11 protein-coding genes are annotated in these 12754 nt (G+C 65.2%); 6 read left to right on the top strand and 5 right to left on the bottom strand.

Translation table 11 applies throughout. The annotated features are described in order from the left end of the window. Nucleotides 1–75: 75 nt before the first annotated feature. The 5 genes from G3O06_RS30170 (at nt 76) to dut (ending at nt 6292) form a co-directional block, all read left to right on the top strand. On the top strand, nt 76–1068 hold the full coding sequence (locus G3O06_RS30170) for a bifunctional riboflavin kinase/FAD synthetase (RefSeq protein ID WP_174917521.1): 993 nt from the start codon (nt 76–78) through the stop codon (nt 1066–1068). A 102-nt stretch (nt 1069–1170) separates the two neighbouring features. Then, on the top strand, nt 1171–4008 hold the full coding sequence (gene ileS / locus G3O06_RS30165; protein ID WP_174967667.1) for an isoleucine--tRNA ligase: 2838 nt from the start codon (nt 1171–1173) through the stop codon (nt 4006–4008). 2 nt (nt 4009–4010) lie between these two features. Further along, nucleotides 4011–4511: a signal peptidase II gene (gene lspA / locus G3O06_RS30160; RefSeq protein WP_011352961.1), complete on the top strand. Its 501-nt coding sequence runs from the start codon at nt 4011–4013 to the stop codon at nt 4509–4511. 67 nt (nt 4512–4578) lie between these two features. After that, nucleotides 4579–5790, top strand: coding sequence for a bifunctional phosphopantothenoylcysteine decarboxylase/phosphopantothenate--cysteine ligase CoaBC (gene coaBC / locus G3O06_RS30155; RefSeq protein WP_174986429.1), 1212 nt, complete (start codon nt 4579–4581; stop codon nt 5788–5790). Nucleotides 5791–5845: 55 nt separating this feature from the next. Further along, nucleotides 5846–6292 (top strand): dUTP diphosphatase, encoded by a 447-nt coding sequence (gene dut, locus G3O06_RS30150; protein ID WP_205818407.1) that lies wholly within the window; start codon nt 5846–5848, stop codon nt 6290–6292. A 52-nt stretch (nt 6293–6344) separates the two neighbouring features. On the opposite strand, the gene G3O06_RS30145 is transcribed toward dut, so the two are convergent. The 4 genes from G3O06_RS30145 to clpS form a co-directional block, all read right to left on the bottom strand. Beyond that, nucleotides 6345–7115, bottom strand: a complete 771-nt coding sequence (locus tag G3O06_RS30145) for a hypothetical protein (protein ID WP_205818406.1) — start codon at nt 7113–7115, stop codon at nt 6345–6347. Between the two features lie 132 nt (nt 7116–7247). Further along, the gene (locus tag G3O06_RS30140) at nt 7248–8627 is read right to left on the bottom strand and encodes an amino acid permease (RefSeq protein ID WP_174917532.1); all 1380 of its coding nucleotides are present in this window, start codon (nt 8625–8627) and stop codon (nt 7248–7250) included. A 104-nt stretch (nt 8628–8731) separates the two neighbouring features. Beyond that, nucleotides 8732–11032: an ATP-dependent Clp protease ATP-binding subunit ClpA gene (gene clpA / locus G3O06_RS30135; protein ID WP_174967664.1), complete on the bottom strand. Its 2301-nt coding sequence runs from the start codon at nt 11030–11032 to the stop codon at nt 8732–8734. Next, a complete protein-coding gene (gene clpS / locus G3O06_RS30130) occupies nt 11029–11343 on the bottom strand; it encodes an ATP-dependent Clp protease adapter ClpS (protein ID WP_006398529.1) in 315 nt (104 codons plus the stop codon). The genes clpA and clpS overlap by 4 nt, the downstream gene beginning before the upstream one ends. A gap of 546 nt (nt 11344–11889) precedes the next feature. Between clpS and G3O06_RS30125 the strand changes: the two genes are divergently transcribed. Next, nucleotides 11890–12093, top strand: coding sequence for a cold-shock protein (locus G3O06_RS30125; protein ID WP_006478030.1), 204 nt, complete (start codon nt 11890–11892; stop codon nt 12091–12093). Nucleotides 12094–12277: 184 nt separating this feature from the next. Here G3O06_RS30125 and G3O06_RS30120 read toward each other — a convergent pair. Further along, the coding region (locus tag G3O06_RS30120) for a multicopper oxidase domain-containing protein (protein ID WP_205818405.1) at nt 12278–12754 on the bottom strand (477 nt) is incomplete at its 5' end.

Genomic DNA, 12754 nt, shown 5'->3' with positions numbered 1-12754 from the left:
CGACCCGCCCGAACGTTTATAATCTTCTGCTTTGCGGCATCCCACCGCCCATTCCCCGACGCTGCATCCGCTATCGTGAAAGTCTTCCGCGGCCTGCCCAACGCCGAGAGCCGCGCCCCGTGCGCGCTGACGATCGGCAACTTCGACGGTGTCCATCGCGGCCACCAGGCCCTGCTCGCGCGCGTGCGCGCGGCAGCGGACGCGCGCGGCCTGCCCGTGTGCGTGATGACGTTCGAGCCGCACCCGCGTGAATTCTTCAACCCGGCCGGCGCGCCGCCGCGCATCGCGATGCTGCGCGACAAGCTCGAGGCGCTGCGCGATCACGGCGTCGACCGCGTGGTCGTCGAGCATTTCAACCACACGTTCGCGAGCCAGTCGCCGCAGGCGTTCGTCGAACGCACACTGGTGAACGGGCTGCACACGCGCTGGATGATGGTCGGCGACGATTTCTGCTACGGCGCGAAACGCGCGGGCACCTTCGACACGCTGCGGGCGGCCGGCGCACAGTACGGCTTCGAGGTCGAGCAGATGGGTACGGTAGCCGGCAGCGACGGCACGCGCATCTCGAGCTCCGGCGTGCGCGCCGCGCTCGCGGCCGGCGATCTCGACGCGGCCGCGCAGGCGCTCGGCCACGGCTACGCGATCAGCGGCCACGTCGCACACGGGCTGAAGCTCGGCCGCGACCTCGGCTTCCCGACGCTGAACCTGCCGATCGCACACAAGCGGCCGGCGCTTGCAGGCATCTTCGTCGTGCAGGTGCACGGCCTCGGCCCCGCCCCGCTGCCGGGTGTCGCCAGCCTCGGCCTGCGCCCGACGGTCGACGATTCGGGCCGCGTGCTGCTCGAAGTCCACCTGCTCGACTGGCACGGAGACGCGTACGGCAAGCTCATCCGCGTCGAATTCCTGAAGAAGCTGCGCGACGAGGCGAAATTCGACGATCTCGAGGCGCTGTCGCGCGCGATCGCGCTGGACGTCGCGAATGCGCGTGCGTATTTCATCGAGCGCGACCGTGCGCCGGGCAGCCGCGCCACGGGCTTCTCGACGTCGGCCACCGACCGAATTAGCTGATCCGGACGGCGGCGCCTGGCGCCGCACCCTCGCGCCGCCCACTCGCGCGCATCCCCGATTCACGACGCTCGTGCGTCCCTCGATTTAGATAGCGATCCCATCATGAGCAACAAGAAAGCCGATTCGAAACCGCAGGCCAAGTATCCGGTCAACCTGCTCGACACGCCGTTCCCGATGCGCGGCGACCTGCCCAAGCGCGAGCCGCAGTGGGTCAAGGAATGGGAGGAGCGCGGCATCTACGAGAAGATCCGCGCGGCCAGCGCGGGCCGTCCGAAATTCATCCTGCACGACGGCCCCCCGTATGCAAACGGCGACATCCACCTCGGCCACGCCGTCAACAAGATCCTGAAGGACATCGTCGTCAAGTCGCGCAACATGGCCGGCTTCGACGCGCCGTACGTGCCGGGCTGGGATTGCCACGGGATGCCGATCGAGATCCAGATCGAGAAGCAGTTCGGCAAGTCGCTGCCGGCAGCCGAAGTGATGAGCAAGGCGCGCGCGTACGCGACCGAGCAGATCGAGAAGCAGAAGGTCGGCTTCAAGCGTCTCGGCGTGCTCGGCGACTGGGCCAATCCGTACAAGACGATGAACTTCGTCAACGAGGCGGAAGAGATCCGCGCGCTCGGCAAGATCCTCGAGAAGGGCTACGTGTATCGCGGGCTGAAGCCGGTGAACTGGTGCTTCGACTGCGGCTCGGCGCTCGCGGAAGCGGAAGTCGAGTACAAGGACCGCACCGACCCGACGATCGACGTGATGTTCGCGTTCGCGGAACCGGAAAAGACCGCGCAGGCGTTCGGCCTGCCGGCCCTGCCGCGCGCCGAAGGCGGCATCGTGATCTGGACCACCACGCCGTGGACGATCCCGGCGAACCAGGCGCTGAACCTCCATCCGGAAATCGTCTACGCGCTGGTCGACACCGAGCGCGGGCTGCTGATCATCGCGGAAGAGCGCGTCGAAGCCTGCATGACCGACTTCAAGCTGACGGGCCGCGTCGTTGCGACCACGCCGGGCGTGAAGCTCGCGAACCTGCGCTTCCACCACCCGCTCGCGTCGGCCCACCCGGGCTACAAGCGCACCGCGCCCGTCTACCTCGGCGACTACGTGACGACCGACACGGGTACCGGCGTCGTGCACTCGTCGCCCGCATACGGCATCGAAGACTTCGTGTCCTGCAAGGCGCACGGGATGACCGACTCGGACTTCATCAACCCGGTGATGGGCGACGGCCGCTATATCGAATCGCTGCCGCTGTTCGGCGGCCTGTCGATCTGGGACGCGAACCCGAAGATCGTCGACGCGCTGAACGCGGCCGGCTCGCTGCTGCGCAGCGAGAAGTACACGCACAGCTACATGCACTGCTGGCGCCACAAGACGGCGATCATCTACCGCGCGACGTCGCAGTGGTTCGCCGGCATGGACGTGACGCCGCGCGACAACGGCAAGACGCTGCGCGAAACGGCGCTCGAAGGCATCGACGCGACCGCGTTCTACCCGTCGTGGGGCAAGCAGCGCCTGTTCAGCATGATCGCGAACCGTCCCGACTGGACGCTGTCGCGCCAGCGTCAGTGGGGCGTGCCGATGGCGTTCTTCGTGCACAAGGAAACCGGCGAGCTGCACCCGCGCACGCTCGAACTGCTCGAGGAAGTCGCGAAGCGCGTCGAGCAGTCGGGCATCGAAGCATGGCAGACGCTCGACCCGCGCGAGCTGATCGGCGACGACGCGAACCTCTACGAAAAGAACCGCGACACGCTCGACGTGTGGTTCGATTCGGGCACGACGCACTGGCACGTGCTGCGCGGCTCGCACAAGGATCAGTTGCAGTTCCCGGCCGACCTCTACCTCGAAGGCTCGGACCAGCACCGCGGCTGGTTCCACTCGTCGCTGCTCACGGCGTCGATGATCGACGGCCGCGCGCCGTACAAGGGCCTGCTCACGCACGGCTTCACGGTCGACGGCGAAGGCCGCAAGATGAGCAAGTCGCTCGGCAACGGCATCGATCCGCATGAAGTCGCGAACCGCCTCGGCGCGGAAATCATCCGCCTGTGGATCGCCTCGACCGACTACTCGGGCGAGCTCGCGATCTCCGAGGAAATCCTGAAGCGCGTGACGGAAGGCTATCGCCGTATCCGCAACACGCTGCGCTTCCTGCTCGCGAACCTGTCGGACTTCGACTTCGCGCAGCACGCGGTGCCGGTCGACGAATGGCTCGAGATCGACCGTTACGCGGTCGCGTTCTCGCAGCAACTGCAGACGGAGCTGCTCGGCCACTACGAGAAGTACGAATTCCACCCGGTGGTCGCGAAGCTGCAGACGTACTGCTCGGAAGATCTCGGCGGCTTCTACCTCGACGTGCTGAAGGACCGCCTGTACACGAGCGCGGCCGATTCGCGCGCACGCCGCTCCGCGCAGACGGCGCTGTACCACCTGACGCACGGCCTGCTGCGCGTGCTCGCGCCGTTCCTGTCGTTCACGGCGGAAGAGGCGTGGAAGGTGTTCCAGCCGGCCAGCGACACGATCTACACGGAAACCTACTACGCGTATCCGGAAGTCGCCGGCTCGGCCGCGCTGATCGAGAAGTGGGCGCTGCTGCGTGATGTGCGCGGCAACGTGACGAAGGCGCTCGAGGAAGCGCGCACCGCGAACCGCATCGGTTCGTCGCTGCAGGCCGAAGTCGCCGTGCATGCGAGCGGCGCACGCTACGACGCACTTACGAGCCTCGGCGAGGATCTGAAGTTCGTGCTGATCACGTCGGCGGCGACGGTCGTCAAGGTCGACGACGAAGCGCAGGAAAGCGTCGACGTGGCCGCGTCGAAGTACCAGAAGTGCGAGCGCTGCTGGCACTACCGTGAAGATGTCGGCGCGCATGCCGATCATCCGACGCTGTGCGGCCGCTGCTTCTCCAACCTGTTCGAAAACGGCGAAATCCGGAGCGCTGCTTAAATATGGCGAAAACCCTGTCGAAACCGGCCAGCGGCGCGCTTGCGCCCTGGCTCGGCATTTCGCTGATCGTGATCCTGTTCGACCAGCTGTCGAAGATCGCGATCCTGAAAACGTTCGTGTACGGTGCACAGCACGAGCTGACGTCGTTCTTCAACCTCGTGCTGGTGTACAACCGGGGCGCCGCGTTCGGCTTCCTGTCGACCGCGGGCGGCTGGCAGCGCTGGGCGTTCACCGCGCTCGGCATCGCCGCGACGCTCGTGATCTGCTTCCTGCTGAAGCGTCACGGCCAGCAGCGGCTGTTCAGCCTGTCGCTCGCAATGATCCTCGGCGGCGCACTCGGCAACGTGATCGACCGGCTCGTCTACGGCCACGTGATCGACTTCCTCGATTTCCATCTCGGCGCCTGGCACTTCCCGGCGTTCAACCTCGCCGATTCCGCGATCACGGTCGGTGCAGTGCTGCTGATCTACGATGAACTGCGTCGCGTGCGCGGCTCCCGCTAAGCGCGCATACTCGGCGTCGACGGCCGGCTTCGCGCCGGCCGTTCCGTTCGACCCTTGGAGGCCTGAGTTGGCACACGCAGAACTCGCTGGAAAACACCTCGTTCTCGGCCTGACGGGCGGCATCGCCTGCTACAAGATCGCCGAGCTCACGCGGCTGCTCACGAAGGCCGGCGCGACCGTCCAAGTCGCGATGACCGAAGCCGCTACCCAGTTCATTACGCCCGTCACGATGCAGGCGCTGTCGGGCCGGCCCGTCTACACGAGCCAGTGGGACGCGCGCATCGACAACAACATGGCGCACATCGACCTGTCACGCGAAGCCGACGCGATCGTGATCGCGCCCGCGTCGACGGACTTCCTCGCGAAGCTCGCGCACGGATTCGCGGACGACCTGCTGTCGACGCTGTGCGTCGCGCGCGATTGCCCGCTGCTCGTCGTTCCCGCAATGAACCGCCAGATGTGGCAGAACCCGGCCACGCAGCGCAACGCCGCGCAACTGCGCGCGGACGGCGTGTCGGTGCTCGGCCCGGATTCGGGCGCGCAGGCATGCGGCGAAGTCGGCGACGGCCGGATGCTCGAGCCCGAGGCGATCTATGAAGCGATCGTCGCGCATTTCGCGCCGAAGGTGCTCGCGCATCGGCGCGTGCTGATCACGGCTGGCCCGACGTTCGAACCGCTCGACCCGGTGCGCGGCCTCACGAACCGCTCGAGCGGCAAGATGGGCTTCGCGCTCGCGCGCGCCGCGCAGCAAGCCGGCGCCGACGTGCATCTCGTCGCGGGGCCGGTGGCGCTCGACACGCCGTGGGGCGTCTACCGCCAGGACGTGCAGACTGCCCAGCAAATGTACGACGCGGTCATGCATGCCGTCGCCGATGCAGACATCTTCATCGCGGTGGCTGCCGTCGCCGATTGGCGCGTCGCCCAGCCGGCCGAGCACAAGATGAAGAAGACGGCCGACCACAAGGTGCCCACGCTTGCGTTCGTCGAGAATCCCGACATCCTCGCGTCGGTCGCGGCGCTGCCCGATCCGCCGTTCTGCGTCGGCTTCGCGGCCGAAAGCGGCGACCTCGACGTGCACGGCGACGAGAAGCGCAAGCGCAAGAACGTGCCGCTGCTCGTCGGCAACCTCGGCCCGCTGACGTTCGGCCGCGACGACAACGAAGTCGTGCTGTTCGAGGCCGCCGGCCTCACGCGCCTGCCGCGCGCACCGAAGGACGAACTCGCGCACACGCTCGTCGCGGAAATCGCGAAGCGCCTGCCCGACAACCGCCTGATCTGATCTCCCGCGCGGCGGCCATCGCCGCCGCGCCCTTCCCGCTCCACTCGACGACCGCATGAAACTCGACCTGAAGATTCTCGACGCGCGCGTGCGCGACTACCTGCCCGCCTACGCGACCACCGGCAGCGCGGGCCTCGACCTGCGTGCATGCCTCGATGCGCCGCTGACGCTGCAGCCGGGCGAAACGACGCTCGTGCCGACCGGCCTCGCGATCCATCTCGCCGATCCCGGCTACGCAGCGCTGATCCTGCCGCGCTCGGGCCTCGGCCACAAGCACGGCATCGTGCTCGGCAACCTCGTCGGCCTGATCGATTCCGACTACCAGGGCCAGCTGATGATCTCGACGTGGAACCGCGGCCAGACCGAGTTCGTGCTGAATCCGTTCGAGCGGCTCGCCCAGCTCGTGATCGTGCCGGTCGTGCAGGCGCAGTTCAACATCGTCGACGACTTCGCCGAAAGCGATCGTGGCGAGGGCGGCTTCGGCAGCACCGGTCGTCACTGAACGACACAACAAAAAAAGGGGCCTCGCGGCCCCTTTTTCATTTCCTTCGCCGTCATTCCTCGACGGCTTGCGCGATCCGCGCGGGCATCAGGTCGCGCTGCCGCGCCTGGACCACGATCGCGTAGATCACCATCGCGACCAGCACGCCGAGCAGCACCGCCGACGACCCGACCGTCCCAAGCGCGAGGCCGCCCTTCGCAACCGGCTTCGTCAGCAGGTCGCCGACCGTCGCGCCGAACGGACGCGTGAGCACGAACGCGGCCCAGAACAGCAGCACGCCCGAGATTCGCGTGAAGTAATGCGCCAGCACGATCACCGCGAGCAGCCCGCCGATCAGCAGCGCGCCGCCGCCGAAGCCGAGCCCCGAGCTGTCCGCGAGGAAGTCGCCGAGCGCGGTGCCGAGCGTGTTCGAGAACAGGATCGCGATCCAGTACAGCAACTCGACCTTGCGCGTGCGGATCAGGTCGACCGACAGCGATTCGCCGCTGAGGCGCCACACCGCGAAGATGGCCAGCAGGATCGCGACGAGGATCGACGAGCCGGCCGCATAGCCGAGGCCGAGCGTGCGGTCCATGAAGTCGGACATCGTCGTGCCGGCCGTGCTCGTCGCGACGATCACGGCCCAGTAAATTGCCGGACGGTAACGCGTCGTCCTGAGCTGTGCGCCCAGCGTCACGAGAAAGAAACCGAACAGCAGGATCGAGCTCACCGCGTAGCCGACGTTCAGCGTCATCGACAGCAGGTCGCCGCCGGTTTCGCCAAGCGTCGTCGCGCAGATCTTCATGATCCAGAACGCGAGCGTGATTTCGGGCAGTTTGTTCATTCGAACCCCTTTTTGCAGGATAGCGGCGGGCCGGCGCGGGCCGGCCTGCCTTGCAGACAGGATCGAATGTAGTCGCCGCGGGCTTAACGGAACCTTAGCGAGCGGAAAAACGCAGCGGGCGCACCGGTACCGTCAACGAGCGTGTTCGTGCCGGTAATGCAGCGCGTATGCGAGCGTCAGCAGCACGACAAACACGATGCCGACCACCATCGTCATCCGGAATTCGCGCGTGAACGCGGTCGTGAACAGGATCGCCGCGACGAGGCCCGCGCCGAGCAGGCTGCCGAACGGGTGCCCCCACATCCGAAATGAGAGCGCGGGGCCGCGATACTGCGAACGGAAGCGCAGGTGCGTGACGAAGATCATCATCCACGTGAGCAGCGCGCCGAACATCGCGATCGCCATCATCACGGTGAACGCCGTGTCGGGTGCCAGCGCGACCAGCACGGCCGCGACCGCGACACCGCTCGTCGAGATCCACAGCGCTGCGCGCGGCACGCCGTTGGCGCCAAGCCGGCCGAACACCGCGGGCGCGAGCCGTGCGCGCGACAGGCTGAACATCATCCGAGTCGTCACGTAAAGCTGGCTGTTCATCGCCGACAGCGCCGCGATCAGCAGCACGAAGTTGATCACGCCTGCCGCGTACGGCACGTGGGTCGCGGCCATCACCTTCACGAACGGGCTTTCGTCGGTGCCGGCCTGCGTCCACGGCACGATCGCGAGCATCAGCGACAGCGTCAGCAGGTAGAACAGCACGAGCCGGAACACGGTCGAGCGGAACGCGCGCGTGACCGCGTGCTGCGGATCGCGCGCCTCGCCGGCCGCGATCGCGACGGCTTCGATGCTCATGTAGCTGAAGATCGCGACGATCACCGCGACCCAGGTACCCCACGGCCCCTTCGGCATGAACCCGCCGTGCGCGGTGTAGTTCGCGAAACCGATGCCCGATGCGGCCGGCGCCGACCACACGAGATAGGCGCCGAGCACGATGAACACGACGATCGCCGCGATCTTCAGCAGCGAGAACGCGTATTCGACCGTGCCGTACAGCGTGACGCTCGCGAGGTTCACGGCGATCAGCAGTGCGGAGAAGCCGATCACCCAGTACCAGCCGGGCACGGCCGGGAACCAGTACTTCATGAACACGGCGATCGCGCTGATCTCGGTGCCGATCGCGAACACGACCGCGAACCAGTACGCATAGCGCACCAGGAAGCCCGCCAGCGGGCCGACATAGTGCTCGGCATACGCGCCGAACGAGCCGGCCGTCGGATGCGCGACCGTCATTTCCGCGAGTGCGCCCATCAGCAGCAGCGCGATCAGCGCGCCGATCGCATACGAGACCAGCACGCTCGGGCCGGCGAGCCCGATCGCGAACCCGCTGCCGAGGAACAGCCCCGTGCCGATCGCGCCGCCGATCGCGATCATCGCCATCTGCCCAGACGTCAGCGCATGGCGCAAACCCTGTTCGCGCGCGACGATGTCGTCGAACGTCCGTTGTTGTTGTGTCACTGCGTTGCCACTCCCCTGCACCACCATCGCGCCGCCGGCGCCAGATAAAACGAAACGGCGCGGAAAACATCCCGCGCCGTTCGCATGAACTACCCGATTATCGCTTACTCGACTTCGACAGCCTCTTCGTTCGGCTTGTGCGGCGGATTCGCCAGCTTGTCGAACGACAACAGCACCTTGTCGTTTTCGTCGACATCGACCGTCACGTGACCGCCGTTGACGAGCTTGCCGAACAGCAGCTCGTCGGCCAGCGCACGCCGGATCGTGTCCTGGATCAGCCGCTGCATCGGCCGCGCCCCCATCAGCGGGTCGAAGCCGTGCTTCGCGAGATGCTTGCGCAACGCGTCGGTGAAGAGCGCGTCGACCTTCTTCTCGTGCAGCTGTTCCTCGAGCTGGATCAGGAACTTGTCGACCACGCGCATGATGATTTCCTCATCGAGCGAGCGGAAGCTGATGATCGAATCCAGGCGGTTGCGGAACTCCGGCGTGAACAGGCGCTTGATGTCGGTCATCTCGTCGCCCGTCTCGCGGCGCGTGGTGAAGCCGATCGTCGCCTTCTGCATCGACTCGGCGCCCGCGTTCGTCGTCATGATGATGATGACGTTGCGGAAATCCGCCTTGCGGCCGTTGTTGTCCGTCAGCGTGCCGTGATCCATCACCTGGAGCAGCACGTTGAAGATGTCCGGATGCGCCTTCTCGATTTCATCGAGCAGCAGCACGCAGTGCGGCTTCTTCGTGACGGCTTCGGTCAGCAGGCCGCCCTGGTCGAACCCGACGTAGCCCGGCGGCGCGCCGATCAGGCGGCTCACCGCGTGACGCTCCATGTATTCCGACATGTCGAAGCGGATCAGCTCGATGCCAAGCGTGAACGCGAGCTGGCGCGCCACTTCGGTCTTGCCGACGCCCGTCGGGCCGGAGAACAGGAACGCGCCGATCGGCTTGTCCATCTTGCCGAGGCCAGCACGCGCCATCTTGATCGAGGCCGCGAGTGCGTCGATCGCCGGATCCTGGCCGAACACGACGCTCTTCAGGTCGCGGTCGAGTGTCTGCAGCTTGCTGCGATCGTCCTGCGACACGCTCTGCGGCGGCACGCGTGCGATCTTCGAGATGATTTCCTCGATCTCGCTCTTGCCGATCGTCTTCTTCTGCTTCGACTTCGGCAGGATGCGCTGAGCGGCGCCCGCTTCGTCGATCACGTCGATCGCCTTGTCCGGCAAGTGGCGGTCGGTGATGAAGCGCGCCGACAGTTCGGCCGCGGCCGACAGTGCGCCCGACGAATACTTGACGCCGTGATGCTCCTCGAAGCGCGACTTCAGCCCGCGCAGGATCGCGACCGTCTGCTCGACGGTCGGCTCCGTCACGTCGACCTTCTGGAACCGCCGCGACAGCGCCGCATCCTTCTCGAAGATGCCGCGATACTCGGTGAAGGTCGTCGCGCCGATGCACTTCAGCACGCCCGACGACAGCGCCGGCTTCAGCAGGTTCGACGCATCGAGCGTGCCGCCCGAAGCGGCACCCGCGCCGATCAGCGTATGGATCTCGTCGATGAACAGGATCGCGTGCGGACGCTCCTTCAGCTCCTTCAGCACCGTCTTCAGACGTTGCTCGAAATCGCCGCGGTACTTGGTACCCGCAAGCAGCGCGCCCATGTCGAGCGAGTAGACCTGCGCGTTCGCGAGGATATCCGGCACTTCGCCGCGCGTGATGCGATAGGCGAGCCCTTCCGCGATCGCGGTCTTGCCGACGCCGGCCTCGCCGACGAGCAGCGGATTGTTCTTGCGGCGACGGCACAGCACCTGGACCACGCGCTCGACCTCGGGCTCGCGACCGATCAGTGGATCGATCCGGCCGTCCTTTGCCATCTGGTTCAGGTTCTGCGTGAATTGCGCGAGCGGCGTTTCCTTCTGCGCATTCGCGTCTTCGCTTTCGGCGTTCGGGTCGGACGACTTCGCGGCTTCGCCGTTGTTCGTCTTCGCGATGCCGTGCGAAATGAAGTTCACGACGTCGAGGCGTGTGACGCCCTGCTGCTGCAGGTAGTACACGGCATGCGAATCCTTCTCGCCGAAGATCGCGACCAGCACGTTCGCGCCGGTGACTTCCTTCTTGCCGTTCGACGTCGACTGGACGTGCATGATCGCGCGCTGGATCACGCGCTGGAAACCGAGCGTCGGCTGGGTATCGACATCGTCGGTACCCGGGACGGTAGGTGTGTTGTCGTGGATGAAATTGCGCAGGTTCTGACGCAAGTCCTCGATGTTTGCCGCGCACGCGCGCAACACCTCGGCTGCCGTCGGATTATCCAGCAGGGCCAGCAGCAGATGCTCGACCGTAATGAACTCATGGCGCGCCTGGCGTGCTTCCATGAACGCCATGTGCAGGCTGACTTCCAATTCCTGGGCAATCATGCTTCCTCCATCACGCACTGCAGCGGATGCCCGGCCTGCCGCGCATGGGTAACGACTTGCTCAACCTTGGTCGACGCGATGTCCCGCGTATAGACCCCACAAACCCCTCGCCCTTCGCGATGGACCTTCAGCATGATCTGCGTGGCCGTCTCGCGATCCTTCTTGAAATACTCCTGGACCACCATCACGACGAATTCCATCGGCGTGAAGTCGTCGTTCAGCAGCACCACCTTGTACATCGAAGGCGGCTTGAGCTTCTGCTGCTTGCGTTCCAGGACGGTGCTGTCCTGCTTGTCCGGGATAATCGCCATACACCCATTCTAAACAACTCGGACAGGCCCGCAATCCTGCCATTACCCGACCGACCGGCCGGCGCCCTCCCCGGAATCCCGGAACACGCGATCTTCTTCGTGCCATACGAAAGCCGGCTGCGGTGCCGGCTTTCACGCGTGGCGCGGAACACGAACCGTCAGGGGGAACAGCACCGGAACGTCGTATCCGTATCCAGTATCCCACAAGCCGGGACGACTCGAACGCGTGTCACTCGAGCCTGGTATATGAGCCGATTATGCGGCTTTTCAAGACCTCGCGCTTGGCCGCGTGCTGCTAAGCAAAGCCGGAAAAACCCTGAAAATGGGTTCTTTACAACGTCCCTCTAAACGTCTAAAAATTCCACTTGACACTCCAATAAAGAGCGCCAACAATCAAGCTGGCACTTTTTTCAATTTGCCGGTTGGCAAAATGAAAGAGGCCGAAGGTGAGCTTGTGAGGGGGGAACGGCTGCATTTTCCGGTCGTTTAGCTTTTCGAGCGTGCTCGTGGTAAGTAGCAGCGACTGTGTGACAGGGGAAGTAGGAAATGGCAACTGGTATCGTTAAGTGGTTCAACGACGCGAAGGGCTTCGGTTTCATCACTCCCGATGAGGGCGGTGAGGATCTGTTTGCGCACTTCTCGGCTATCACCATGAATGGCTTCAAGACGCTGAAGGAAGGCCAGAAGGTGAGCTTTGACGTCGTTCAAGGACCGAAGGGCAAGCAAGCGTCGAACATCCAGGCCGCATAAGGCACCGGATATCAGACGAAGAAACCCGGCGCAGGTATTGCGCCGGGTTTCTTTATTTGAGGCCGGCCAATCGATTATCGATTGGCCGGCCTTTTCGTTCAATCCCGATAATTGAACACGTATTGTCTTGTCACGCACGCAGATCGGATACTCATCCGGCGCGTGAAACACATTCGCCTCTTCGTTACACGACCTTCAGTGTGCCCATCATGCCGAGATCCTCGTGTTCGAGAATGTGGCAATGGAACATGCGTTCGCCGGACATGTCTTGCATGACGAGAATCGTCACGGTTTCGCCGCTGCGCACGTTCACGGTATCGCGCCATGCGCGGAACGGTTCGCTCGTGCGCGAACCGCCCGACGCGCGCTCGATCACCTGGAACTGCGTGCCGTGCAGGTGGAACGGATGATCCATGTCGGTGCCGTTGCGGATCGTCCAGCGCTCGATGTCGCCACGGCGGCTCGTCAGCGTCGCGCGATGCGGCGCGTAGGTGTCGCCGTTGATCGTGAAGCGCATGCCCGCCGGGCGGCCATGCGCCCCGCCCTTCATCATCGCGTCCATATCCATCTCTTCGCCGAACGCGACCTCCTTGTGCGCAACCGGCTCGCCTAGCGGCGGCACCGCGCGCAGGGTCGCCGGCAGCGCACGCGCGGCGGCCGG

It is taken from the genome of Burkholderia sp. Ac-20345, from assembly GCF_017104825.1.
Taxonomy (GTDB): domain Bacteria; phylum Pseudomonadota; class Gammaproteobacteria; order Burkholderiales; family Burkholderiaceae; genus Burkholderia; species Burkholderia lata_B.
This window is presented reverse-complemented; position numbering and strand designations above follow the sequence as displayed.

Excerpts from the sequence above, each read along its gene's own strand:
- ileS (WP_174967667.1), top strand. The coding sequence starts at position 1,171 with ATGAGCAACAAGAAAGCCGATTCGAAACCGCAGGCCAAGTATCCGGTC.
- lspA (WP_011352961.1), top strand. The coding sequence starts at position 4,011 with ATGGCGAAAACCCTGTCGAAACCGGCCAGCGGCGCGCTTGCGCCCTGG.
- dut (WP_205818407.1), top strand. The coding sequence starts at position 5,846 with ATGAAACTCGACCTGAAGATTCTCGACGCGCGCGTGCGCGACTACCTG.
- G3O06_RS30145 (WP_205818406.1), bottom strand. The coding sequence starts at position 7,115 with ATGAACAAACTGCCCGAAATCACGCTCGCGTTCTGGATCATGAAGATC.
- clpA (WP_174967664.1), bottom strand. The coding sequence starts at position 11,032 with ATGATTGCCCAGGAATTGGAAGTCAGCCTGCACATGGCGTTCATGGAA.
- clpS (WP_006398529.1), bottom strand. The coding sequence starts at position 11,343 with ATGGCGATTATCCCGGACAAGCAGGACAGCACCGTCCTGGAACGCAAG.
- G3O06_RS30125 (WP_006478030.1), top strand. The coding sequence starts at position 11,890 with ATGGCAACTGGTATCGTTAAGTGGTTCAACGACGCGAAGGGCTTCGGT.